At 70.0% G+C, this 23,337-nt stretch carries 29 protein-coding genes; 10 read left to right on the top strand and 19 right to left on the bottom strand.

Features of this window, described 5'->3' with window-relative positions; genetic code table 11:
- The first annotated feature begins 41 nt into the window (after window positions 1–41).
- Complete coding sequence (locus ACFU8V_RS05720; protein WP_378869686.1) at window positions 42–632, top strand: 2'-5' RNA ligase family protein; 591 nt, start codon at window positions 42–44, stop codon at window positions 630–632.
- Window positions 633–650: 18 nt separating this feature from the next.
- Here the strand turns inward: ACFU8V_RS05720 and ccsB are convergent, their stop codons facing one another.
- From ccsB to ACFU8V_RS05695, 5 genes are read right to left on the bottom strand one after another with little or no spacing between them, the layout of a single operon-like run.
- Window positions 651–1,631 carry a c-type cytochrome biogenesis protein CcsB gene (gene ccsB, locus ACFU8V_RS05715; protein ID WP_025104442.1) on the bottom strand — a complete coding sequence of 327 codons (981 nt, stop codon included), beginning with the start codon at window positions 1,629–1,631 and terminating at the stop codon, window positions 651–653.
- Window positions 1,632–1,640: 9 nt separating this feature from the next.
- Entirely contained in the window at window positions 1,641–3,422 is a 1,782-nt protein-coding gene (locus tag ACFU8V_RS05710; protein ID WP_378869683.1) for a cytochrome c biogenesis protein ResB, read from the bottom strand.
- 16 nt (window positions 3,423–3,438) lie between these two features.
- Window positions 3,439–4,206 carry a cytochrome c biogenesis CcdA family protein gene (locus ACFU8V_RS05705; protein ID WP_025104444.1) on the bottom strand — a complete coding sequence of 256 codons (768 nt, stop codon included), beginning with the start codon at window positions 4,204–4,206 and terminating at the stop codon, window positions 3,439–3,441.
- A gap of 16 nt (window positions 4,207–4,222) precedes the next feature.
- The gene (locus ACFU8V_RS05700; protein ID WP_378869680.1) at window positions 4,223–4,873 is read right to left on the bottom strand and encodes a TlpA family protein disulfide reductase; all 651 of its coding nucleotides are present in this window, start codon (window positions 4,871–4,873) and stop codon (window positions 4,223–4,225) included.
- Between the two features lie 55 nt (window positions 4,874–4,928).
- Entirely contained in the window at window positions 4,929–5,333 is a 405-nt protein-coding gene (locus ACFU8V_RS05695; RefSeq protein WP_060921714.1) for a MerR family transcriptional regulator, read from the bottom strand.
- A gap of 6 nt (window positions 5,334–5,339) precedes the next feature.
- Between ACFU8V_RS05695 and ACFU8V_RS05690 the strand changes: the two genes are divergently transcribed.
- Window positions 5,340–6,281, top strand: coding sequence for an NAD(P)/FAD-dependent oxidoreductase (locus tag ACFU8V_RS05690; RefSeq protein WP_378869677.1), 942 nt, complete (start codon window positions 5,340–5,342; stop codon window positions 6,279–6,281).
- 66 nt (window positions 6,282–6,347) lie between these two features.
- On the opposite strand, the gene ACFU8V_RS05685 is transcribed toward ACFU8V_RS05690, so the two are convergent.
- Both ACFU8V_RS05685 and ACFU8V_RS05680 read right to left on the bottom strand, forming a co-directional pair.
- Window positions 6,348–6,989, bottom strand: a complete 642-nt coding sequence (locus ACFU8V_RS05685; RefSeq protein WP_025104448.1) for a histidine phosphatase family protein — start codon at window positions 6,987–6,989, stop codon at window positions 6,348–6,350.
- A gap of 1 nt (window position 6,990) precedes the next feature.
- On the bottom strand, window positions 6,991–7,380 hold the full coding sequence (locus tag ACFU8V_RS05680; RefSeq protein ID WP_025104449.1) for a DUF5684 domain-containing protein: 390 nt from the start codon (window positions 7,378–7,380) through the stop codon (window positions 6,991–6,993).
- A gap of 132 nt (window positions 7,381–7,512) precedes the next feature.
- Between ACFU8V_RS05680 and aspS the strand changes: the two genes are divergently transcribed.
- A complete protein-coding gene (gene aspS / locus ACFU8V_RS05675; protein WP_378869674.1) occupies window positions 7,513–9,291 on the top strand; it encodes an aspartate--tRNA ligase in 1,779 nt (592 codons plus the stop codon).
- Window positions 9,292–9,396: 105 nt separating this feature from the next.
- On the opposite strand, the gene ACFU8V_RS05670 is transcribed toward aspS, so the two are convergent.
- The gene (locus tag ACFU8V_RS05670; RefSeq protein ID WP_060921721.1) at window positions 9,397–10,170 is read right to left on the bottom strand and encodes a TSUP family transporter; all 774 of its coding nucleotides are present in this window, start codon (window positions 10,168–10,170) and stop codon (window positions 9,397–9,399) included.
- 105 nt (window positions 10,171–10,275) lie between these two features.
- Between ACFU8V_RS05670 and ACFU8V_RS05665 the strand changes: the two genes are divergently transcribed.
- The 5 genes from ACFU8V_RS05665 to ACFU8V_RS05645 all read left to right on the top strand — a co-directional run bounded on the left by ACFU8V_RS05665 (window position 10,276) and on the right by ACFU8V_RS05645 (window position 14,877).
- Window positions 10,276–10,791 (top strand): GNAT family N-acetyltransferase, encoded by a 516-nt coding sequence (locus ACFU8V_RS05665; protein WP_378869671.1) that lies wholly within the window; start codon window positions 10,276–10,278, stop codon window positions 10,789–10,791.
- A 135-nt stretch (window positions 10,792–10,926) separates the two neighbouring features.
- Complete coding sequence (locus ACFU8V_RS05660; protein ID WP_366216337.1) at window positions 10,927–12,066, top strand: ABC transporter substrate-binding protein; 1,140 nt, start codon at window positions 10,927–10,929, stop codon at window positions 12,064–12,066.
- On the top strand, window positions 12,063–13,001 hold the full coding sequence (locus ACFU8V_RS05655; protein WP_378869668.1) for an ABC transporter permease: 939 nt from the start codon (window positions 12,063–12,065) through the stop codon (window positions 12,999–13,001). The genes ACFU8V_RS05660 and ACFU8V_RS05655 overlap by 4 nt, the downstream gene beginning before the upstream one ends.
- Window positions 12,998–13,789, top strand: coding sequence for an ABC transporter permease (locus ACFU8V_RS05650; protein WP_085603818.1), 792 nt, complete (start codon window positions 12,998–13,000; stop codon window positions 13,787–13,789). The genes ACFU8V_RS05655 and ACFU8V_RS05650 overlap by 4 nt, the downstream gene beginning before the upstream one ends.
- Window positions 13,786–14,877 carry an ABC transporter ATP-binding protein gene (locus ACFU8V_RS05645; protein WP_378869666.1) on the top strand — a complete coding sequence of 364 codons (1,092 nt, stop codon included), beginning with the start codon at window positions 13,786–13,788 and terminating at the stop codon, window positions 14,875–14,877. The genes ACFU8V_RS05650 and ACFU8V_RS05645 overlap by 4 nt, the downstream gene beginning before the upstream one ends.
- Window positions 14,878–14,977: 100 nt before the next feature.
- Here the strand turns inward: ACFU8V_RS05645 and ACFU8V_RS05640 are convergent, their stop codons facing one another.
- The 10 genes from ACFU8V_RS05640 to ACFU8V_RS05595 form a co-directional block, all read right to left on the bottom strand.
- On the bottom strand, window positions 14,978–15,733 hold the full coding sequence (locus ACFU8V_RS05640; protein ID WP_025104457.1) for an amino acid ABC transporter ATP-binding protein: 756 nt from the start codon (window positions 15,731–15,733) through the stop codon (window positions 14,978–14,980).
- Window positions 15,730–16,527, bottom strand: coding sequence for an amino acid ABC transporter permease (locus tag ACFU8V_RS05635; protein ID WP_025104458.1), 798 nt, complete (start codon window positions 16,525–16,527; stop codon window positions 15,730–15,732). Before ACFU8V_RS05635 ends, ACFU8V_RS05640 begins: the two co-directional genes overlap by 4 nt.
- A gap of 34 nt (window positions 16,528–16,561) precedes the next feature.
- Window positions 16,562–17,374 (bottom strand): basic amino acid ABC transporter substrate-binding protein, encoded by an 813-nt coding sequence (locus ACFU8V_RS05630; protein WP_378869662.1) that lies wholly within the window; start codon window positions 17,372–17,374, stop codon window positions 16,562–16,564.
- A 143-nt stretch (window positions 17,375–17,517) separates the two neighbouring features.
- Entirely contained in the window at window positions 17,518–17,820 is a 303-nt protein-coding gene (locus ACFU8V_RS05625) for a Dabb family protein (protein WP_249521723.1), read from the bottom strand.
- Window positions 17,817–18,113 (bottom strand): glutaredoxin family protein, encoded by a 297-nt coding sequence (locus ACFU8V_RS05620; protein WP_025104461.1) that lies wholly within the window; start codon window positions 18,111–18,113, stop codon window positions 17,817–17,819. The genes ACFU8V_RS05625 and ACFU8V_RS05620 overlap by 4 nt, the downstream gene beginning before the upstream one ends.
- Window positions 18,110–18,412, bottom strand: a complete 303-nt coding sequence (locus ACFU8V_RS05615) for a rhodanese-like domain-containing protein (protein WP_303708487.1) — start codon at window positions 18,410–18,412, stop codon at window positions 18,110–18,112. Before ACFU8V_RS05615 ends, ACFU8V_RS05620 begins: the two co-directional genes overlap by 4 nt.
- A gap of 79 nt (window positions 18,413–18,491) precedes the next feature.
- Window positions 18,492–18,590: a 30S ribosomal protein bS22 gene (locus ACFU8V_RS05610; RefSeq protein ID WP_003792170.1), complete on the bottom strand. Its 99-nt coding sequence runs from the start codon at window positions 18,588–18,590 to the stop codon at window positions 18,492–18,494.
- A 115-nt stretch (window positions 18,591–18,705) separates the two neighbouring features.
- Window positions 18,706–18,897 carry a helix-turn-helix domain-containing protein gene (locus tag ACFU8V_RS05605; protein WP_025104463.1) on the bottom strand — a complete coding sequence of 64 codons (192 nt, stop codon included), beginning with the start codon at window positions 18,895–18,897 and terminating at the stop codon, window positions 18,706–18,708.
- Window positions 18,898–18,972: 75 nt separating this feature from the next.
- Window positions 18,973–19,899 (bottom strand): cyclase family protein, encoded by a 927-nt coding sequence (locus ACFU8V_RS05600; protein WP_378869656.1) that lies wholly within the window; start codon window positions 19,897–19,899, stop codon window positions 18,973–18,975.
- 26 nt (window positions 19,900–19,925) lie between these two features.
- A complete protein-coding gene (locus tag ACFU8V_RS05595) occupies window positions 19,926–20,858 on the bottom strand; it encodes a TetR/AcrR family transcriptional regulator (protein ID WP_085603839.1) in 933 nt (310 codons plus the stop codon).
- Window positions 20,859–20,960: 102 nt separating this feature from the next.
- Here ACFU8V_RS05595 and ACFU8V_RS05590 point away from each other — a divergent pair, with 102 nt between their 5' ends.
- Together ACFU8V_RS05590 and ACFU8V_RS05585 are read left to right on the top strand one after the other, a co-directional pair.
- On the top strand, window positions 20,961–21,863 hold the full coding sequence (locus ACFU8V_RS05590) for an ATP-binding cassette domain-containing protein (protein ID WP_378869652.1): 903 nt from the start codon (window positions 20,961–20,963) through the stop codon (window positions 21,861–21,863).
- On the top strand, window positions 21,860–22,687 hold the full coding sequence (locus ACFU8V_RS05585) for an ABC transporter permease (protein WP_338565446.1): 828 nt from the start codon (window positions 21,860–21,862) through the stop codon (window positions 22,685–22,687). The genes ACFU8V_RS05590 and ACFU8V_RS05585 overlap by 4 nt, the downstream gene beginning before the upstream one ends.
- 180 nt (window positions 22,688–22,867) lie before the next feature.
- Here the strand turns inward: ACFU8V_RS05585 and ACFU8V_RS05580 are convergent, their stop codons facing one another.
- The gene (locus tag ACFU8V_RS05580; RefSeq protein ID WP_378869649.1) at window positions 22,868–23,284 is read right to left on the bottom strand and encodes an ArsR/SmtB family transcription factor; all 417 of its coding nucleotides are present in this window, start codon (window positions 23,282–23,284) and stop codon (window positions 22,868–22,870) included.
- Between the last annotated feature and the right edge of the window lie 53 nt (window positions 23,285–23,337).

The following is a 23,337-nucleotide window of genomic DNA, read 5'->3' as shown; positions in this document are numbered from 1 at the left end:
CAGTGCCCGGACGCGACGACGGTACCCCGTACCCTCGTGCCATGCGCCGACCGTTCATGGACACTCCGGACCAGCTCGCGAGCCTCGAAGGACAGCAGTATCTCGTGCTCCGGCCGACCGGGGCCGTCGCCGCGGAATACCGGGCCATCCAGGAGGCCGCGCTCGGTCGTCTGGACACGCCGCTCCGGCATCCGCACACGGAGCACGTGACCCTTCGCGGCTTCTTCGAGCCGGAGCGTCGGGAGGAGCTGCGGGCCGTGATCCGGGCCTGGGCCGCGGAACAGGGTCCTCTCGAGCTCACCGCCGACGCCGTGGACGTCTTCCCCGCGCCGTGGCAGATCGTGATCCTGCGCCTCGCCCGCACGCCCGCGCTCGTGCACGCCTACGCCTTGCTGACGGAGGTGCTCCGGCCGACGGACTTCCGCCGCCTCGACGAGCTCTCCGTCGAGGACTGGACCTTCCACCTCTCGGTGCTCTACGGCAAGACGCTGGATGCCGAGACATGGCAGCAGCTCGCCGCCATCGAGGTCCGTCCGCTCCTTCCCGCGCCGACGGAGGTCGTCACGGAGGTCGAGTTCGTCTGGTACGAGGGCGGCGTCGAGCACGCCGAGGTCATCCCCCTCGGCGGCTGACGCTCCGTCCCGATGGACTCAGCTCAGCCCGGAGTATGCGTGCAGGCCCTTGAAGAAGACGTTGACGATGGTGAAGTTGAAGATCACGGCGGTGAAGCCGACGATCGAGAGCCAGGCCGAGGGGTTGCCGCGCCAGCCGCGCGTCGCCCTGGCGTGGATGTACCCGGCGTAGAGCACCCAGATCACGAAGGTCCAGGTCTCCTTCACGTCGAAGCCCCAGAAGCGGCTCCACGCGTAGTACGCCCAGATGGACCCGGCGATGAGCGTGAAGGTCCAGAGGATGAAGCCGATGATCGTGAACAGGTACGCCAGGCTCTCCAGGCGCTCCGCCGGCGGGAAGGTGCGCAGGAAGCCGGGGCCGGTCTTCGCCGCGCCCTCGCCGAGCAGCCGCTCGCGTCGCGCCTGCATGAGCTGGATCACCGAGAGCGCGAAGGCGAGGGCGAAGAACGCGGTCGCGAGCGAGGCGACGAACACGTGGATGATGAGCCAGACGCTCTTCAGCGGGTCCATCAGCGGGGAGACCTCGACGTAGAAGTTCGTCGCGCCGAGGCCCAGGAGGACCACCACGAGTCCCGTGATGAAGGTGCCGAGGAAGCGCAGGTCGAGGCGGGTCAGCACCGCCAGGTAGACGGCGATGATGAGCAGCGTTCCGACCATGCCGAACTCGTACAGGTTCGCCCACGGCACCCGACCGGCCGCGATGCCGCGCGTCACAGCGGCGGCGAGGTGGAACACGAAGCCCAGCACCGTGAGCGAGGTGCCGATTCGCGCCATGACGAAGCGCTGCGGCTTCGGGGCTCCGGGCGCATCGACGGGCGCGGAAGCCGAGACGCCACCGGAACGACCGGCGGCCACAAGCTCGCCCTCGCGGACGGTGTGGGCGTCGGCCGTCGCCTGCGAGCGGCGCGCGAGATCGAAGGCGTAGGCCACGAAGGCCGCCGCGTAGATCGCGATCGCCGTCCACAGCAGGACGGGCGAGATCACGGTGAGCTCGAGCATGGTGTCAGTCTACTTTCCGGGTGCCGGGGCCGCAGGGTCCGCGACGGCGTCCGCGGCATCCTCGTCGGCGTCTTCAGGGGTACGGGCGATCGTGCCGCCCGCGGCGTCGAGCAGCCGGGCGTGGCCGGCACGGAGGTCGTCCACGGCGCGGGCGAGCGTGGGGTCTTCCCCTCGGGCCAGCGCCGCGTACTCGAGGTCGACCGCGCCGTCCGCCGCGGTGGCCTTCACCCACACGCGCCGACGCGGCACGAACAGGGCGAGCATGAGGCCACCGAGCGCCAGCAGTGCGAACCCGAGCACGAACACCCCGGACTCGTCGCGGTGGATCTGCAGGGAGGCGAAGCGCTTGACGGACTCCGAGGCGTCGGTGGCGCCCTCCGGCGACTCGTCGTCGAAGGTGACCGACCCCAGGCCGTTCGGCAGCTGCGCGGTCTCACCCGGTGACAGCTCGATCGACTCCACGTCGGTGCTGCGTCCGGTGAGCTTGGTCATGTCGGAGGTGTCGAGCACGTAGACCGAGCGCGGCACGCCGTCGTTGATCCCGAGGTCGCCCGTGTACACGTCGAGCGTGAGCGTCGGGTTGGTGAGGTCGGGGTAGGCGGAGAAGAAGGCGCCCGTGTCGAGCACGCCGGTGGTCGGGTAGAAGAAGCCGACGAGGCCCACCTGCTCGGCCAGGCCGTCCGGCACCTTGAGCACGCCGAGCGAGGTCATGTTGTTGTCCTGCGGGAGGAACGGCGTGCTGTTGTGGAACACCACGTTGCCCTCGGGGTCGCGCACGGTGACCGTCGGGGCGTACCCGTTGCCGAGCAGGAACACGTCGTCGTCGGCCACGCCCAGCGGCTCGTTGACCTTGACGGCGCCCTCGCGCTCCTCGCCGTTCTCCTGGATGGTCATGTTCGCGGAGAAGTTCCCGGCCTGGCCGGAGCCGGGCTCGCCGAACGGCTGATACGTGACGTCGAAGGAGTCCAGCCGCATCGAGTACGGCGCGAAGGAGTCGTCGGCCACGAAGCGTCCGCGGTTCATGGAGTCGTAGTCGAGCAGCGTGTTGGCGAAGGTCTCCCCCTCGACGAGCACGCGCTGGCCCGTGTACGCGAAGCCGCCGCCGACGCCGATCGTCACGAGCACGCCGACGAGGGCGAGGTGGAAGAGCAGGTTGCCCGTCTCCCGCCAGTAGCCGCGCTCGGCCGACACCGAGTACGTGTGCCCGCGGTCGTAGCGCTCCACGCGGTAGCCGAGCGCCTTGAGCTGCTTCGTGGCGACGTCGATCGAGGCGGCGGCCTCCGCGGCGGCGTCGCCCGTGCGCGTGCCGGAGTCGGCGACGGTGTCACGGGTGACGGCGCGGTAGTCCTCCAGGCGTCGCAGCCGCGCGGGCGTGCGCGGCGGGCGGGCCTGCAGCGCCTTGGCGTGGTGCTTGATGCGCGGGATGACGCAGCCGACGAGCGAGGTGAACAGCAGCAGGTAGATCGCCGAGAACCAGGGCGACAGGTACACGTCGAAGAGCTTGAGCGCGTCGAGCACCGGGAACAGGTCGGGGTTGTCGCGCTCCCACTGCGTCACGCCGTTCGGGTCGGCCATCCGCTGCGGGAAGATCGATCCGGGGATGGCCGCGATCGCCAGCACGAGCAGCAGGACGAGCGCCGTGCGCATAGAGGTGAGCTGACGCCACCCCCATCGGAGCCAGCCGACGAACCCGAGCCGCGGCTGGGTGATCGTGTCGTCGCCGTCGACGTGGTCGGACGGGCGGAGCGGATCGCTGGAGTCGGTGGTCACGGCACCCTTGTTCTTCGTCATGGTCGTCTCGGAGCGGTCAGAGCGGGAGGATGACACTGCCGATCACCGCCGTCAATCGGGACATGATGTCGGTCCACAGGCCGGTGACCATCAGGACACCGAGGAGGATCAGCAGCACGCCGCCGAGGATGTTCACGACCCGGATGTGGCGGCGCAGGAACCCGATGGCCTTGGTCGCCCAGCCGAAGCCGAGGGCGACGAGCAGGAACGGGATGCCGAGGCCGAGGGAGTACGCGAGGCCGAGGAAGCCCGCCCGCACGGGGTCGCCCGCGTTGAAGGAGAGCGCGAGGATGGCGGCCAGCGTGGGGCCCATGCAGGGCGCCCAGCCGATGCCGAGCGCGACGCCGAGGAGCGGGGCACCGACCATCCCGGCCTTCGAGTCGACGTGGAAGCGGAGCTCCTTCTGCGCGAACCCGAAGAGCCCGAGGAAGACCAGGCCCATCGCGATGATGACGACGCCGAGGATCCGGGTGATGAGGTCGCCCCACTGGAGCAGGAACACGCCGGCGGTGCCGCCGAGCACCGTGTAGAGGATGAAGACCACGGTGAAGCCGAGGATGAACAGCAGCACGCCGAGGACCAGGCGGCTGCGCGTCGCCGTCTGGGTGGCGCCGTCGCCGGTCGTCGAGGTGTTCCGCGGCGTGACGGCTCCCCCGAGGAAGCCGAGGTAACCCGGAACGAGTGGGAGCACGCACGGCGAGAGGAACGAGACGAGTCCGGCGAGCATCGCCACCGGGACCGCGATCCAGAGGGCTCCGGATCCGATGATCGCGTCGGGGTTCACGACGACCTCGCGGACATCAGGAGTCCTCCGCCAGCGCGTCCTTGACGAGCGTGGAGAGCACGGAGGTGCCGTCGATCGGCCCGATGATCTTCGCGGCGACGCGGCCCTGCTTGTCGAGCACGAGCGTGGTGGGGGTGGCCGAGATCGGCACGACCTTGGCGAAGGCGAGCTTGGCCTGGGCGGTGTCGACGTCGATGAGGCTCGGGTACGTGATCCCGAACTCGTCGGCGAACGCGACAGCCGTGTCCGCCTGGTCGCGCGTGTTGATGCCGATGAACTGCACGTCCGCGTCGCTGTGCTCCTGCCAGACCGCCTCCAGGTCGGACGCCTCGACGCGGCACGGGGCGCAGCCGGCGTACCAGAAGTTGACGACCGCGACCTTCCCGGCGATGTCGGCGCTGTCGAAGTCCTCGCCGTGCTCCGTGACCCCGGCGAACTCGACCGGCTCCCCGCGCTCGGCGACGGGGATCTCGACGATCGCGCCGTCGGCGGCGACGTAGCCGGTGTTCTCGCCGTTCAGGAACGACTCGCTCACGGCGTCGGGAGCGCAGGCGCTCAGACCGACGGCGAGCACCGCAGCGAGCGCGGCTCCGCCCAGGCGGCCGAGGGGCCGAAGACGGGTGGGGCGGCCGTTGCGGATCGGGTGAATCCTGGAAGCGCGGGACACGTCTCCGAGTTTACGCAGAGCTTCCTATGCATCGGCCGGGTACCCCCCGGGGGAGTCAGAAGCGCGCGAGCACGTCGTCCACGCCGGCGCGGAACCGCGGACAGGTCGCGATGTCGTGCGCCCGGCACCCCATGGCGTGCTCGGTCATCTCCCGCGATCGCCGCATCTCCTCCATCCGCCGGTCGAGGTCGTCGAGATGCTGCTGCAGCACCTGATGCCGCCCGGCGCTGCCGTCGTCGAGGAGCACGGCGATCTGGTCGAGGCTCATCCCGGCGGCCTTGCTGCGCTGGATGACGGCGATGCGCACGACCTCGTCCTCGCCGTACCGACGCCGGCCCGCCGGGTCGCGGGGCGGCCGGAGCAGGCCGACGGTCTCCCAGTGCCGCAGCACGTTCGTCGGCAGGTCGAACCGCGCGGCGACCTCGCCGACGGACCACGGGTGCGGGTCGCTTGACTTCATGTTGACATGAAGTCACAGACTGGTGCCGAACGCAAGACGCGAGAAGGGAACCCCATGTACGACGCGATCGTGATCGGTGCCGGTCCGGCCGGACTCCAGGCCGCGCTGACCCTCGGACGGATGCACCGGCCCGTGCTCCTGCTGGACTCGGGCGAGTACCGCAACGGCACCGTGCGACACATGCACAACATGATCGGCGCCGACGGGAAGGCCCCGGCCGACCTCCGCGCCGAGGCCCGCACGGAGCTCGCGGCCTATGCGGACGTCGAGACGCGGGACGTCGCGGCGCAGCGGATCTCGGGCGACGCGGAGACGGGCTTCACGGTGAGCCTCGCCGACGGGTCGGCGGCCGACGCCCGACGGGTGATCCTGGCGACCGGCGTCGCGGACGACCTCCCGCCGGTGCCGGGTCTCGCCGAACTGTGGGGCGTCCGGGTCTTCAGCTGCCCGTTCTGCGATGGACACGAGCACGCCGGCAAGCCGATCGCGATCCTCGGGGCGGTTCCCCGGGCGGCCCATCTGATCGGGTTGCTCGGCCGTATCGTCGGCGAGATCACGGTGGTCCCGGTGGGAGAGCCGTTCGCCGCAGAGGACCGTACCGCGCTGGAGGAGCTCGGGGTACGGGTGGCCTCCGCTCCGGTCGAGGCTGTCGCCGCTCACGAGGGCGGGGTTCGGGTGCACAGCGCCGAGGGCGACCTCGACGTCGCGGGCGTGTTCGTGGCCTCCGGCACGATGCGGCACCGGGCGCCCTTCGCCGCGGACCTCGGGCTGCGGCTCCTGGAGTCGGGGTCCATCGAGATCGACGAGTTCGGGCGGACGTCGCTTCCGGGGGTCTTCGCCGCGGGCGACCTCGCCCATCGCGCGACCCTCCCCGGCCCGATGGCCTCGGTCCTCCTCGCCGCCGCCGCGGGACAGCTCGCCGCGGTGGGGGTGCTCCAGTCCCTCTGACTTCGAATCGCCCGATTGGTCCCATTTCCGGGCCGGATGGGGCCATTCAGGCGATTCGAACGGGGATCAGACGGCCCCGACGTCGACAGCACCGCCGGTCGCGGCGGGCTCGGCGTACGAGACCTCGCGCCAGACGTCGCCCACGCGCGCGAACGAGGTCACACTCGACAGGGCGCAGCGGCGGGTCCGCGGGTCGTGCTGCAGCGGCAGGCCGGCGACCCGGAGGTGCGTGATCCAGATCGGCGCCTGATGCGACACCATCACGATGTCCCCCGCGGTCGGGATCTCGGCCGCGGCCGTCCATGCCTCGTCCATCACACCGAGCATGCGCTCCGCGATCGAGGCGTACGGCTCCCCCCAGCTCGGCAGCGACGGCTGACGCAGGTGCCACCAGTTCATCGGGTTCATGAGCGACCGCCGCATCCGGGTGCCCTCGAACACGTTCGTCGGCTCGATCAGACGGATGTCCGTCTCGGGCTCGAGGTCGAACACCTCCGCGAACGGGGCGGCCGACTCCTGCGCACGCTCGAGCGGTGACGCGAACAGGGCGGTCACCGGATCGCCGAGCCCCGCCACGTGCTCCGCCGCCGCCTGAGCCATCTCCTCCCCCGCGGTGCTGAGGTGGTAGTCGGGCAGCCGTCCGTAGAGCACGCGGGACGGGTTGTGCACCTCACCGTGGCGAACGAGGTGCAGAAGTGATGCCGCCACGTCAGACCTCGCGGTAGCGGGAGTCGCCGAACCCGAGGATCAGATAGCCGATGTAAGGGAACAGGAACAGCAGGAAGAAGGAGAACACCCCGCCCTTGCCGAAGCGCGCGCCGAGCTTGAACGCGACGATGACCCCGAGGATGAAGTTCGCGATCGGCACGAGGTAGAGCAGGGCGAACCAGCCCGACATCCCGGCGATCTTCACGAGGAACACGACGTTCACGATCGGGATGATCGCGAGGATGCCGGGGTACCCCGCCTTCGTGAAGACCTTCCACAGTCCGACCACGACGAGGATGTAGAAGATGAGGGCGATGAGTCCCGTCGTGCCGGAGAAGATCGCGCCGAACAGGTCGGGAAGGCCGTTGCCGTCCGAGATGGAGAGGTGCATGGGGGTCCGCCTTTCGTCGTGGCGATCCTACTGAGGTGCCGCTGCTCCGCGCTGGCGACCCGGCCGGGAAGGGCCGGGACGCCCGCGTAGACTGGGCGGGTTCATCTTTCCCCGGATCAGGAGGAATCCTCCGTGCTGCGCACCCACTCCGCAGGCTCCCTGCGCGCCGAGAACATCGGTCAGACCGTCACCCTCACCGGGTGGGTCGATCGTCGTCGTGACCACGGAGGCGTCGCGTTCATCGATCTGCGGGACGCGTCCGGCATCGCCCAGGTCGTCATCCGCGACGAGGAGATCGCCCACCCGCTGCGCAACGAGTTCGTCCTCAAGGTCACCGGCGAGGTGTCGCGGCGCCCCGAGGGCAACGCGAACCCGAACCTCCCCTCCGGCGAGATCGAGGTCATCGCGGCCGACGTCGAGGTGCTGAACGAGTCGGCGCCGCTGCCGTTCCAGGTCTCGACCGCTCTGGCCGACACCGAGACCGTCGGCGAGGAGGCGCGCCTGAAGTATCGCTACCTCGACCTCCGCCGCCCGGCCGCCGCCTCCGCGCTGCGCCTGCGGTCCGACGTCTACAAGGCGATCCGGGACGTGCTGCACGCCGAGGACTTCACCGAGGTCGAGACCCCGACCCTCACCCGTTCCACGCCGGAGGGCGCCCGCGACTTCGTCGTCCCGGCCCGTCTGCACCCGGGCAGCTGGTACGCCCTGCCCCAGTCGCCGCAGCTCTTCAAGCAGCTGCTCATGGTCGGCGGTGTGGAGAAGTACTTCCAGATCGCCCGCTGCTACCGCGACGAGGACTTCCGCGCCGACCGCCAGCCCGAGTTCACGCAGCTCGACATCGAGATGAGCTTCGTCGACCAGGAGGACGTGATCGCCCTCATGGAGGCGCTCATCGTGGCGATGTGGAAGACGATCGGCGTGGAGGTGCAGACCCCGCTGCCGCGGATGACGTACGCCGACGCCATGGCGAAGTACGGCTCCGACAAGCCCGACCTCCGCTTCGGACTCGAGCTCGTCGAGGCGACGGAGTACTTCAAGGACACCCCGTTCCGCGTGTTCCAGGCCGAGTACGTCGGCGCGGTGCGCATGCCCGGCGGCGCGAGCCAGCCACGCAAGCAGCTCGACGCGTGGCAGGACTGGGCCAAGCAGCGCGGCGCGCGCGGTCTCGCCTACGTGCTGTTCAACGAGGACGGCACCCTGGGTGGGCCTGCCGCGAAGAACCTGTCCGAGGCCGAGCAGGCGGGCCTGGCGGAGTTCGTCGGCGCCGAGCCGGGCGACTGCGTGTTCTTCGCCGCCGGTGCCGCCAAGGAGAGCCGGGCGCTGCTCGGCGCCGCACGGGTCGAGATCGGCCGTCGCCTCGGGTACCTGAATCCGGACGAGTTCACCTTCACCTGGGTCGTCGACGCCCCCATGTTCGAGCCGGCCGCCGACGCGGTCGCCTCCGGTGACGTCGCGGTCGGCGCGGGTGCCTGGACGGCCGTGCACCACGCGTTCACGGGTCCGAAGCCCGAGTTCGAGGACACGTTCGACACCGACCCCGGTTCGGCCCTCGCCTACGCGTACGACATCGTGTGCAACGGCTCGGAGCTCGGCGGCGGGTCCATCCGCATCCACCGCGAGGACATCCAGAAGCGGGTCTTCGAGGTCATGGGCATCAGCGACGAGGTCGCGCAGGAGCAGTTCGGCTTCCTCCTCGACGCGTTCAAGTTCGGCGCTCCCCCGCACGGCGGCATCGCACTCGGCATGGACCGCGTGCTCCAGCACCTGACGAAGACCGAGTCGATCCGCGACGTCATCGCCTTCCCGAAGTCCGGGAACGGCTTCGATCCCCTCACCTCCGCTCCCGCGCCGATCACCCCCGAGCAGCGCGCCGAGGCCGGTGTGGACTTCACTCCCGAGGACGAGGCCTGACCCGCCGAGACCTCGACTTGCCGCCGAGACCCCGGGACACTGCCGCTGGCAGCCCGGGGTCTCGTCGCGTACCCGGGGTCTCGGCGAAGAAAGAAGAAGGGGGAATCAGGCGAAGAGGGGGGCGAGGTTCTCGTTCCACACGTCGACGCCGAGCTTCGCGATGAGAGCCACCACGACGACGAGGAACACCACGCGGATGAACGTCGTCCCGCGGGAGATGGCCATCCGCGAGCCCAGGTAGCTGCCGCCGACGTTCGCGACCGCGAGGATGCCCCCGAGCAGCCACAGCACCGAGCCGTGCGGGATGAAGAGGAGCAGCGCCCCCGCGTTCGTCGCGAGATTCACGATCTTGGCCTTCGCGCTCGCCTGCAGGAAGTCGTAGCCCAGCAGCGCGACGAGGGTGATCACGAGGAAGGTGCCCGTGCCCGGACCGATCATCCCGTCGTAGAACCCGATGCCGAGCCCGGCCAGCCCGGCCATGATGTGGTGCTTGTGCCCGTGGAAGCGCAGCTGCGTCGCGGCCCCGAGCTGCGGCCGGAGCGCCGTGAACAGGGCCACCGCCAGCAGCGCGATCACGATGATGGGCTTGAAGGCGGCCGGGGGCAGCACCGTGGCGACCGCCGCGCCCCCGAACGAGCCGATCAACGCGATCACCGCCATCGGCAGAGCTGTGCGGAGGTCGGGCTTGGCGCGGCGGTAGTAGGTGATGCTGCTGGTCGCGGTCCCGAACACGGAGGCGAGCTTGTTCGTCGCGAGCGCCTGGACCGGGGCGATGCCGGGGATGAGGAGCAGCGCCGGGAGCTGCAGCAGCCCTCCGCCGCCGACGACCGCGTCGATCCACCCGGCACTGAACGCCGCCACGATGATGAGGATCAGCATCCCCCAGGTGAGCTGCTCGAGTCCGAGGAGGCTGCCGATATCCACTCCGCCATGATTCCAGACCCGCGGGCGCCGTCCCGCATCCACCGCTGGCAGACTGGGCTCATGCTCGCCGCTCTCCCGCTTCCGCATCCGTTCGCGTCGAGGAGCGGGGACGCCGTGCTCCGGCGGGCGACCGAGGCCGACGCCGACGCCGTCATCGCGCTGCTCGCCGACGACCCGATCAGCGCCGCCCGCGGAGATGTGGCGTCCGACGAGGACCGTCCGGCGTACGAGCGCGGCCTCCGCGAGATCCTGGCCGACCCCTCGAACGACCTCCTCGTGGTGAAGCTCGAGGGCGCCGTGGTCGGCACTCTCCAGCTCACCTCGATCCCCGGCATGGCGCGCCGCGGCGCTCGGCGGCTGCTCGTCGAGGCGGTCCGGGTGCGCAGCGACCTCCGGTCCTCGGGCATCGGCTCCGCGGTCATGCGCTGGGTCGGCGACACCGCGGCGCCCGCCCTCGGTGCGGCCATGGTGCAGCTCACCTCCGACGCCGCCCGCACCGACGCGCACCGGTTCTATGAGCGCCTCGGCTACGTGGGCTCGCACCGCGGCTTCAAGTACACCGTCCCGCAGCGCTGAATCCGGAGCGCATCCCCGCGCCACCCGCCCGACACCGACCGTTCACCCGCACCGCTCCGCGTGGCCACCTCGGACTCGTAGTGTCCTCTCGCAACCCGATACCGGCTCACAGCGCCGGACACCGAGAGGACACTCATGGCACGCTCCATCCGCCGCGCACGCATCGGCGCCGGCATCGCCCTGGCCACCACGGCCGTCATCGCTCTGACCTCCTGCGCCTCCGCGACCGACACCCCGGCCGCCGGTGACGACGCCGTGGACGCGGCGAGCGCGACCTCCGTCGAGGACTTCGGCTCGTTCGCCGACCTGGAGGCGGCCGCGAAGGAGGAGGGTCAGCTCAACGTCATCGCCCTCCCCCGCGACTGGGCGAACTACGGCGAGATCCTCGACCTGTTCGCGGAGAAGTACCCCGAGATCACCATCAACGAGGCCTCGCCCGACGTCTCCAGCGCCGAGGAGATCCAGGCGGCCGAGACGAACAAGGGCCTCGACACCGCTCCCGACGTCTTCGACCTCGGCCTGACCGTCGCCCTGCAGAACACCGACGCCTTCGCCCCGTACAAGGTCCAGACCTGGGACGACATCCCCGACGAGCTGAAGGAGCCCACCGGTCTCTTCGTCGGCGACTACGGCGGCTACATGTCGATCGGCTACGACTCCTCGGCCTTCGAGGCGCCGGCCGAGCTGTCCGATCTCCTCTCCGCCGACTACAAGGGCGCCGTGGCCATCAACGGCGACCCGACGCAGGCCGGAGCGGCCTTCGCCGCCGTGGGCCTGGCGACGGTGCAGTCGGACGGCACGCTCGACGACTTCCAGCCGGGCATCGACTTCTTCTCCGAGCTGCAGAAGGCCGGGAACCTCCTCAAGGTCGACGTCACGACCGCGACCGTCGCCAGCGGCGAGACCCCCGTCGTCTTCGACTGGGACTACCTGAACGCGGCGCACACGGCCGACAACCCGGACTGGAAGGTGGTGGTCTTCGACGGCACCGGCTACGCGGGCTACTACAACCAGGCCATCAACGTCGACGCTCCGAACCCGGCCGCCGCGCGTCTGTGGCAGGAGTTCCTCTACAGCGACGAGGTGCAGAACCTGTGGCTGAAGGGCGGCGCCCGTCCGGTGCGCATGGAGGCGATGACCGAGGCCGGCACGATCGACGAGAAGCTCGCGGCCGCTCTCCCCGAGGCCCCGGAGGAGACCGTCGTGCCGACCGAGGAGCAGTCCGAGAACGCCGGCACGCTGCTCGGCGAGAAGTGGGCAGCGGCGGTCCAGTGACCACCGTCGTCGCACCGGGGGTGGAGGCCGCGGCGTCCGCCCCCGCCACCGCCGCCGGACCCGCGTCGCACACGCGGGCCCGGCGGTCGGCGCCGTCCGTGGCATGGCTGGGGCTCGTACCGTTCGCCGCCTACGTGCTGCTCTTCCTCGCCGTGCCGACCGTGCTCGCGATCGGCTCCGGGTTCTTCGACGGCGACGGTGCTTTCACCTGGACGAACGTCGCCGCCCTCGGCGACCCCGTCGTGCTCACGACCTTCGCGAACTCGGCGGGGCTGTCGCTGCTCACCGCAGCGGTCGGCGCCCTCGTCGGCGCCCTCGTCTCCTACGCTCTGCTCGGCATGAACCCGGACGGCGTCGTGCGGCGCTCCGTGGACGCGGCCGCCGGGGTCCTCGCGCAGTTCGGCGGCGTCATGCTCGCCTTCGCCTTCATCGCCACGATCGGCATCCAGGGCGTGGTCACGGTCGTCCTCCGCGACACGTTCGGCATCGACATCTTCGCCCAAGGCACCTGGCTGTACGAGCTGCCCGGCCTCATCCTCCCGTACATCTACTTCCAGGTGCCGCTCATGGTCATCACCTTCCTGCCCGCCCTCGCTGCACTGAAGCCGCAGTGGGTCGAGGCGAACCTCACCCTCGGGGGCAGCAGGGCGAGCTTCTGGCTGCGGATCGGCCTTCCGGTGCTGGCGCCGTCGTTCCTCGCCAGCCTGCTGCTGCTCTTCGCGAACGCGTTCTCCTCGTACGCCACGGCCGCGGCGCTCGCGAGTCAGGGCTCGCAGATCGTCCCGCTGCAGATCCGCACGGCGATCACCAGCGAGACCCTGCTCGGTCGGGAGAACCTCGCCGGCGCTCTCGCCCTCGGCATGATCATCGTGGTCGGGGTCGTGATGGCGCTGTACTCCCTGATCCAGCGACGGGCTTCGCGGTGGCAGGCATGAACGGCCTCGCCCCGTCCCGCGCGACCCGTGCGGTGATCGGCATCGTCGTCGGGGCGTTCTTCGCGGTGCCCCTCGTGTCGACGTTCCTCTTCACGCTGCGCGACACCGACGGCCTCTCGTTCGCGCACTGGACCGCCCTCTTCGACCCCGCGGCGTCGGCGGCCCTGAAGCCCCTCTGGACGGGGCTCGGGAACTCGCTGATCCTCGCGGTGGTGACCGTGGCGATCGTGCTGTTCCTCCTGGCCCCCACGATGATCCTCGTGAACCTCCGCTTCCCGCGGCTCAAGGCGGCCTTCGAGTTCGTCGCGCTCCTGCCGATCTCGATCCCCGCCATCGTGCTCGTCGTGGGGCTCGCGCCGATCTACCTGCAGATCGGTCGGACCGTGGGCACCGGCACCTGGACCCTCGCCTTCGCCTACGGTGTCACGGTCCTCCCCTTCGCCTTCCGCTCGATCCAGGCGTCGATCGATGCCGCGGACCTGCGCACGCTGTCCGAGGCCGCGCGCTCGCTCGGGGCGGGCTGGCCGACGGTCGTGCTCCGCGTGCTCGCGCCGAACCTCCGCCAGGGCCTGCTCGCCGCCTCGCTGATCTCCATCGCGGTGGTGCTCGGGGAGTTCACGATCGCGTCCCTCCTCAACCGGCAGGTCTTCCAGACGGCTATGGTCGTGGTGCAGAAGCAGGACCCGTATGCCCCCGCGATCTTCACGCTGCTCGCCCTGTCGTTCGTCTTCCTCCTGCTCCTGCTCATCGGCCGCGTCGCCCGCGGTCCGCGAAAGGCCCGCTCATGACCCTCGATCACGCACTCCCGCGCACCAAGGACAACCTGCTGCTCGCCCAGGCCGGCGACGGCACGCGGGTCGAGCTCCACGGCATCGTCAAGAGGTACGGCGGCACGAGGGTGCTGCACGGCGTGGACCTCGACATCGCCCCCGGGGAGTTCGTCTCGCTGCTCGGCCCCTCCGGCTGCGGCAAGACGACGCTGCTCCGCGTGCTCGCGGGACTCGAGAGCGCCGAGGAGGGGACGGTGCTCCTCGGCGGCGGAGACGTCTCGCGGGTGCCGACGAACCGGCGCGACATCGGGATGGTGTTCCAGTCGTACTCGCTCTTCCCGCACCTCCGCGTCCTCGACAACACGGCCTTCGGGCTCCGTCGTCGGGGTGTCGGCACGACCGAGGCGGCGCGGCGTGCCCTCGATGCGCTCGCCCTCGTGGGCCTCGCCGACCTCGCCGACCGGTTCCCGCATCAGCTCTCCGGCGGACAGCAGCAGCGGGTCGCCCTGGCTCGCGCCCTCGTCACGGAACCCCGGGTGCTGCTGCTCGACGAGCCCCTGTCGGCGCTCGACGCCAAGGTGCGCGTGCAGCTCCGCGACGAGATCCGGCGCATTCAGCTGCGGCTGGGCATCACGACCGTCTTCGTCACGCACGACCAGGAGGAGGCCCTCGCGGTGTCGGACCGGATCGCGGTCATGAACTCCGGTCGCATCGAGCAGATCGGGTCCCCGGAAGAGCTGTACACGACTCCCGCGACCGCCGAGGTCGCCTCGTTCGTCGGCCTCTCCAGCGTCGTGTCCGGCGTCGCGGACGGCGAGCACGTCGTCGTGTGGGGGCAGCGTCTCCCCTTGCAGACCCCCGCCGACGGCCCCGTCGACGTGTACCTCCGTCCGGAGAACGTCCGCTTCACCTCCGCGGAGGATGCCGCCACCGATGCCCTCGTGGAGGAGAGCACGTTCCTCGGCAGCATGCGGCGGACCCTCGTGCGCACGGAGTCGGGCGAGCTCGTCCGCGTGCAGCACGATCCCGCCGTGCACCCGTCGTTCGGCGACCGCGTCCGCATCGCGGTGACCCCCGCCCCGGTGGTCGCGCGCCCCCGCGGCTGACCGAGACCCCGGGTTCACGTCGAGACCCCCGGCTGCAGACGTCGGCAGCCGGGGGTCTCGACGAATGCCCGGGGTCTCGGCGACACCGGGGCGGGGAGAGTTACAGGACGCGGGAGAGGAAGTCCTTCGTGCGCTGATGCTGCGGATTGGCGAGCACCTCGCGGGGGTCGCCCTCCTCGACGATGTGTCCGCCGTCCATGAAGATCAGCCGCGAACCGACCTCGCGCGCGAAGCCCATCTCATGCGTGACGACGAGCATCGTCATGCCCTCGTCGGCCAGCGACCGCATGACCTGCAGCACCTCGCCGACGAGCTCCGGGTCGAGGGCCGACGTCGGCTCGTCGAACAGCATCATGTCGGGGTTCATGCACAGCGCCCGGGCGATGGCCACGCGCTGCTGCTGCCCACCCGAGAGGTGCCCGGGGTACGCGTCGGCCTTCTCCGCGAGACCGACGCGCTCGAGCATGGCGCGGGCGACCTTGTCGGCCTCGGCCTTCGAGCGCTTCTTCACCCGCTGCTGCGCGATCGTGAGGTTGCCGAGCACGCTGAGGTGCGGGAAGAGGTTGAAGCTCTGGAACACCATCCCGATGCGGGTGCGCACGCGGTCGATGTCGATGTCGGGATCGGTGATGTCGATGCCCTCGATGAGCACCTTGCCGCCCGTGGGCTCCTCCAGGAGGTTCACCGAGCGGAGCAGCGTCGACTTCCCGGAACCGGACGGGCCGATCACACAGACGACCTCGCCGGCGAGCACCGTCAGATCGATGCCCTTGAGCACCTCGTTGTCGCCGAAGCTCTTGTGCAGGTCCTGGATCGCGATCGCGGGGGCCTGGACGTCGATCAGGTCGGTGCTCATCGTGTCCTCGCCATCCGACGCTCCAGCCACGCGCTGAAACGCGTGAGCGGGATCGTCACGATCAGGTAGAGGATCGCCGCCATGATGAGCGGCGTTCCGTTGGCGTTCTGCGTACTGGCGTCACGGGCGAAGGTGGTGAGCTCCTTCGACCAGACGAACGTGCCGACGACGAACAGCAGCGACGTGTCCTTCAGCAGCAGCACGAACTCGTTCGTCAGCGGCGGGATGATGATCCGGAAGCCCTGCGGGACCACGATCCAGAAGGTCGTCTTCATGGGCGACATGCCGAGCGAACGCGCCGCCTCGGTCTGTCCCTTCGGCACGGCCTGGAGTCCCGCGCGGATGGTCTCGGCCATGTAGGCCGATGCCACGAGCACGAGCCCGATCAGGCCGAGCACCACGGGACCGCCGAGCTCCTGCGCCCGCACACCGAGCGCGATCGGCACGATGAACCCGATGGCGAAGATCGTGAGCAGGGCGGGGAGTCCGCGGAACAGCTCGATCCAGACGGTCGCGATCCACCGGAACGGACCGATCTCGGACAGCTTCATCAGCGCGAGGATCACGCCGAGGAGCAGGCCGCCCGTGAACGCCACCGCCGTGAACCACAGCGTGTTGACGAGCGCGGTCGTGATGATCCCCGGCAGCATCTTGGCTGCGACCTCGGGGTTGAAGAAGAGCTGCCCGAGCCGGGCCCAGTCGGTGCTGAACGCGATCCAGACGGCGATCGCGATCAGCACCGCATAGACGGTGTACCGGTAGAGCTTCTGCTTGGTGGTGCGCCTCAACGCCATTGTCAAGGTCCTCCCGACCTCCGTGTTCCCCGGCTCAGTTCGCCGTGAAGTACTGGTCGTAGATCTTCTGGTACTCGCCGTTGTCCCTCAGCTCCGCGAGCGCACCGTTCACGGCGTCCAGGAGCTCGTCCTTCTCGCCCTTCGCGAAGGCGAAGCCGTAGGACTCGTCGGTCTCGTAGGTCTCGACGATCTCGTAGGAGGAGTCGGCCTTCTCGTGCTCGAGGTTGACGGGCTGGTCCTGCAGGATCGCGTCGATCTGCCCCGCCTGGATGGCCGGCCACAGCTCGCCGTCGGAGGGGTACTGCACGAGCTGCGCGCCCTTCGCGTTCTCGGTCGCGTACGCCTCGCCCGTGGTGCCCTGCTGCACGCCGACGTTCTTGCCGTCGAGGTCGTCGATGGACTCGATGCCCGAGTCGGTGCGCACGAGCAGCGACTGCAGCGAGTCGTAGTACGGGTCGGAGAAGTCGATGTTGGCCTTGCGCTCGTCGGTGATCGTCATGGCCGAGGCGCCGACGTCGCAGGTGCCGGCGGCGAGGGTCGTCCCCGACTGCAGCGCATCGAAGCCGACGTCCTGCACGGAGAGCTTGAGGTCGAGCTGCTCGGCGATCGCGCCGAGGAGGTCGATGTCGAAGCCCGTGTACTCGCCGTCGTCGCCCTCGAACTCGAACGGCGGGTAGGGGATGTCGGAGCAGACGGTGAGCGTGCCCGCCTCGACGAGGCCGTACTCGTCGCCGGCGGCGGGCTCGCCGCCGCTGCCCGCATCGGAGGAGCCGGCGGCGCATCCGGCGAGCGCGAGGGTGGCGGTGGCCGCGATCGCGAGGCCGGCGAAGAGGTTACGACGGGACATGTCGGCTCCTGGGAGTCGGGGGGCGGGTGAGCCCACGGACGGGTAGGAGTTCATCTAAACATGCGGCTCGTCGCGTGACCAATGACATCCCCTCGCGCCGCATCACGTTTGTGTTTCGGTGCCGCGGGGACGACGCTCGACGCTCAGAGCTCGGCGTCGACCGCCACACGGCCGGAGACGACCGAGCGGATGTACCCGGCGACCTCCTCGTGCGCAGGGTGCACCTGGTACTGCTCGAGGTCGGCGATGGAGTCGAAGTCCGCGACCAGGGTCACGTCCCAGTTCGCGTCGGGGTACACGTCGTTCGCACCGGCCCAGATGCTGCGCAGCTGCGGCACGACGCCGTCGAGGGCGTTGAGCCGACGGGCGACCTCGGCCGCCTGGGCCTGCCGCTCCCCCGCGTCCTCCGCGGCGAGCTTCCAGGTCACGACATGGCGGATGGTCATCGCAGCTCCTTCTGGTCGGCACGGGCCTCCGCGTCGACGGCTTCCTCCAGCGCCTCGCGCAGCCGGTCGGGGGACACGCGCCAGTGCGCATGCAGTCGTCCGTCGATGAGGACGACAGGGATCTTCTCCCACCACTGCTCGTACAGGGCGGGGTCGTCCTGGATCGACGCCTCGACGATCTGGATGCGCTCCGCGGCGGCGTCCGGCAGTTCGGCGACGACCGCGTCGACGACCTCGGAGGCCACGGCGCACAGATGGCAGTCGGGCTTGCCGATGAGGGTCAGCGTCGTCACGACGACGGGACCTCCACCTCGCGTCCCTGGGCGATCCACTCGCCGGTTCCGCCCTCGACGTTGGTGGCGTCGTAGCCGCGGGCCTCGAGCGCCTCGACCACGCGAGCCGAGCGGCCGCCGGCCTGGCAGATCACGTCGAACGACTCGGCCGGGAGCTCGCCCAGGCGGTTGCCGATCTCGGACATCGGGATGTTCACGGCGCCGGGGACGTGGCCGGCCTGGAACTCGTGCACCTCCCGGACATCGATGAGGGGCGTGCCGGAGCGCTCGGCGAGTTCGGCGACGGTGATCGACTTCATGACATCCTCTCGGCGGTGCGGAACGGCGCGCAGAGACACAAAGCGCCCGTCCGAAGACAGGCGCTCGGTGTCTGGCCGCTTACTTCTTGTTGCGGCGCTGGTGGCGAGTCTTGCGAAGCAGCTTGCGGTGCTTCTTCTTCGCCATGCGCTTGCGGCGCTTCTTGATGACAGAACCCACGGAAACCTCACTAAGTCAGGGGCTGGGTGTCGCCGGAATCGGACACCCGGGTACGAGCACGAAAAATGCCTCGGATCATCCTAGCAAACTCAGGAGGGTGCCCCGCGCCCCTCCGTCAGCCGGCGTCGGCGATGGGCCGCTGCAGAGCCTCCGCGACGGCGGACTCCGGCACGCGGTAGCTCCGTCCGAATCGGATGGCGGGGAGGTCACCGGCGTGCACGAGCCGGTACACGGTCATCTTGGACACGCGCATGAGCTCGGCGACTTCGGCCACCGTCAGGAATCGGACGTCTGGAACCTCGGGCATCCCACGTACCCCTTTCTCGATGAGCACACTCTATGGGGTCGCTGGGACGCGTGTAAACCCGCGTGGCTGTTGTGATCAGTGGGATGTCGGCACGGTCGCGAACGCCCGGACCGGGAACGTCCCGAACCCGCGGATCGCGGGAGGGGCCGCGGTGAACCGCGCCCCGCGCGCGGGGAGGCGATCCAGAGCGGTGAGGTGCTCGACGACGTGCACGCCCGCCGCGAGGAGGATGCTGTGCGCCGGTCGCTCCCCGCCGCTCTCCGTGTCGTCGATGTTGAGCGCGTCGATGCCGACGAGGCGCACCCCGGCGTCCACGAGGAAGCGCGCCGCGTCGTCGGTGAGGAAGGGCGAGCCGGTGCCGTAGGCGGGCGTGCCGAACAGCCGGCTCCAGCCGGTGTCCAGGAGCACCGCGCTGCCGCGGAGCTCGCGATCGGCGAGCGTCGCCGCCCTGATACCCCGCCGTTCGGGCGTCCACGCGTCGCGGAGGTGGAAGACCTCGGCAGGCAGGTCAACGAGGGTGTCGAGGTTTAGCGACGCCAGGTCGGCCCCGTCCGCATAGCGGTGGAACGGCGCGTCGAGGTAAGTACCCGTGTTGCCGATCATCGTGATCACGTCCATCGCGAACTCCGTCCCCGGCGCATAGCGCTCGCGCGACGCCGCGCGGGTGAGGTGCGGGGTGATGGTCGGCGCCGGCAGCCCGGGATAGGTGACCATGCCTTCCGCGATCGGGTGGCTCAGGTCCACGACCCGTTCGGTGCGGTCTCCACGAGCCGGAGCCGCGACGCCTCGGCTGCCCCGGTGCGGCTCGGCGACGATCCGCAGATCACTGAGCTCGACCTCGCCCACGAGCGCCAGACCGAGATGAGCGATGAGCAGGGCTGCGACCTCGTCCGCGGTCACGTCCTCCCGTGGCAGATCGAGTCGGAACCCCTGCCCCTGCAGCCCGCCGCCGTTGGCGAAGGTGATCGCGAAGTCGAAATGCGCGCGGTACTCGTCCGTCATGCGCCCATCCTGCCGGACCGGAGGACTCAGGCGGATCTCTTCGCCTTGGCGATCCGCTCGCGCGCATCCCGTAGGGCCTGCCGCTCGACCTTGCGCGCGGCGCGAAGGGCCTTCTCCGCCTCACGGCTGGCCTTCTGCGCCTCTTTGAGCCGCTTGTCTCCAGCAAGCTCGGCGACGTCGAGATCGACCCACTCCTCCGCGACGATGTGCCGCTCCCCGCGTTCGAGGCCCGTCATGTACGCGGCGACGCCGTCGAGGGTGCGTTCCACCGCGAAGCGGAACGGGTCGGCCGACGACAGGAAGACTCCGTCTTCGATAGCCCGCCGCAGGGCGGGGAACTCGTCAGCGGTGATGACCCGGTCGAACAGCGAGGCCTCACGGGCCGCGACCTCGTCCGGACTCAGACCGGACGACCGCGACTGCTCGGTGTATCCGGCCTGCACGATCCCGCACCAGCGGGCATGGCCGGTGACGGCGAGTGCGACGGCGATCCGCTCCTCTGCCGTGAGCGGGGTGCCATCGAGGGCGGCGAGGCCGGCATCCAGCCAGGCGGAGCTGTTCGGTGTGATCGGCGAGCCCGAGATCGGCAGCGAGAGCATCCAGGGATGCCGCAGATACACGAGGATCTGCGCCTCGTACAAGGCGAGCAGCCGCTCGCGCCACCCCTCGACCTCGAGGTGGCTCTCCGGCGGCAGGCCCGTCGCCTCCTCCTGCATGAGGAGCAGGAGGTCGTCCTTGGCGGAGACGTACCGGTAGAGCGACATGGGCGTGAATCCCAGACGCGCGGCGACCGCAGCCATCGAGACGGCACCGAGCCCGTCGGCGTCGGCGAGGGCGACCGCCGCCTCCACGATCTTCTCGACGCTCATCTCCCGCTTCGGGCCGCGCTGCGGATCGGCCGCGACACCCCAGGCAAGCGCGATCCCGCGCGGCAGCTCGGGCGGCTCCTTCTCGGTCATGGCTTTCATCCTACTTCTGTTTATTACTTAAACAGTGTGTTACGGTCATACACGATTGCGTTGCACATACACAGTTTTGGAGATACACAGAAGGGAACCCTGATGGACAGAGCCATCGACGTCCACGACCTGCACAAGGCTTTCGGCGCGAAGACCGTCATTCGTGATCTCGACCTCACCGTCGCCCGTGGCGAGGTGTTCGCTCTGCTCGGGCCCAACGGCGCCGGCAAGACGACGACGATCAACATCCTCACCACCCTCACTGCGGCGGATCGAGGCACGGCGCGCGTCGCCGGCTGGGATGTGCGGACTCACCCGCGGGAGGTGCAGCGACGGATCAGCCTCACCGGTCAGTCGGCCGCCGTGGACGACGCCCTCAGCGCGACCGAGAACGTGGTGATGTTCGCCCGTCTGTCCGGGCTCGGTCGTGCCGGCGCGCGGCGTCGCGCCGCGGATCTCATCGATCGCTTCCATCTCGGCGAGGCCGCCGGCCGCGCCGTCCGCACTTACTCCGGCGGCATGCGTCGGCGTCTCGATCTCGCCCTCAGCTTCGTCGTGGCCCCAGAGGTCCTCTTCCTCGACGAGCCGACGACAGGGCTCGACACCCGCAGTCGGCGCGACCTCTGGGACATCATCCGGGTCCTCGCGGACAGCGGCACGACGGTGTTCCTCACGACGCAGTACCTCGAGGAGGCCGATCAGCTCGCCGACCGCATCGCCGTGCTTCACGACGGTCGCATCGCGGCGCTCGGAACGGCCGCGGCGCTGAAGGCCCGGGTCGGCGGCGACACGGTGGAGCTCCGCGACGACCGCGGGGAGCTTCAGCGGGAGATCCCGACCGACGGCTCGGTGAGCGGTCTCCGCCGAGCGCTCGACCTCCTGGACGAGGACGGCGGCGCCGGCACCGTCACGCTCCGTCGCCCCACCCTGGACGACGTCTTCCTCGCCGTCACCGCCCCCGACGCCGCGACCGCAGGCGCCGCGCCCCGGAAGGAGCCCGCATGAACATCGCCCACGCCACTGTGCCCGGAACCTCCGGGCCCGCGGCGGCCCCCGCCCCGCGGCCACCCCTCCGCGGCCTCACCGCCGAGACCGTCCTCGTCGGGCGCAGCCTCCGCCACTCCCTCCGGGACGGCGAGTCCCTCCTCATGGCGATCCTGCTCCCCGTCATGCTGATGCTGATGTTCACGTGGGTGTTCGGCGGGGCCATCGATCCCTCCGGCGCCTACGTCGACTACGTGGTCCCCGGCATCATCCTGACGTGCGCCGGTTTCGGCGCCTCCTCCACCGCCGTGTACGTCGCGAACGACATGCGCACGGGGATCATCGACCGGTTCCGTACCATGCCCCTGCGCGCCGGCGCCGTGCTCACCGGGCATGTCGTCGCCAGTGTCCTCCGCAACCTCGTGGCGACCGCCGTCGTGATCGGCGTCGGGGTACTGGTCGGATTCCGCCCATCGGCCACTCCGCTCGAGTGGGTCGCCCTGGCCGGCATGATCGCGCTCTACATCCTCGCGATCACCTACCTGTTCGCCGCGATCGGCCTCGCCGCCGGCAGCCCCGAAGCAGCGAACGGCTATGGCTTCGTCCTGCTGTTCCTGCCGTACCTCTCCAGTGCCTTCGTCCCCGTCGCGAGCATGCCCGACTGGCTCCAGGCGATCGCCGCCCACCAGCCGATCACGCCCATCGTGGAGACCATCCGCGCTCTCCTGATGGACACCCCGATGCAGGCGGAGGCATGGTGGGCGATCGGCTGGTGCGTGGCGATCCTCCTCGTGGCGGCGCTGTGGGGCGCGTGGCTGTTTCGACGAAAGGCCGGACGACGATGAGCCGACGCCCAGCCCGCGCATAGCCCGCATTGCCCGATCGCTCAGACAGCCCTGCCAGGGTCGGCTGCAGGACCCGTGCCGGCACCTGCCGAGTCCGCGCGGATCTGGGGTCCGCACACCGCCCCCGACGGCATCCCCCCTGCCGTCGGGGGCGGTTCTCCGTCTGTGCGGGGCGCGGGATCAGGCGCCGAGACGCTTCAGCGCGTTCGTGACCACGTGCTTGGCGGAGGCGGCCGCACGCCCGACGACCTCGGCCGCGTGCGCGGCGCCGTCGGGAATCGGGGCGCCCGGATAGGCGATGTCCGGTGCCGCATCGCCGAACGCATCGACGAGGAACGGGACCAGCCAGTCGTCGACGGCCTCCAGCGGCGCGACGGACAGGCTGTAGAAGCGGCGCTGCCCGTCTTCGCGGACGGTGACGAGATCGGCGTCGCGGAGCACCTTGAGGTGCTTCGAGACGGTGGGCTGACTGATGCCGAGGTCGGCCACGATCTGGCTCACGCTCGTGCCGGACTCGCCTTCGGACGTGCGTCGGAGCAGGAGCTGGAGGATGTCGCGCCTCGTACCGTCTGCGATCACGTCGAAGATGTCCGTCATGTGATCAGGGTAGTGCGCCCCGGCACGGAGTACCATGACGAAGGCTCGGCGAG

The organism is Microbacterium sp. NPDC057658, from assembly GCF_042799975.1.
Lineage (GTDB): Bacteria > Actinomycetota > Actinomycetes > Actinomycetales > Microbacteriaceae > Microbacterium.
This window is presented reverse-complemented; position numbering and strand designations above follow the sequence as displayed.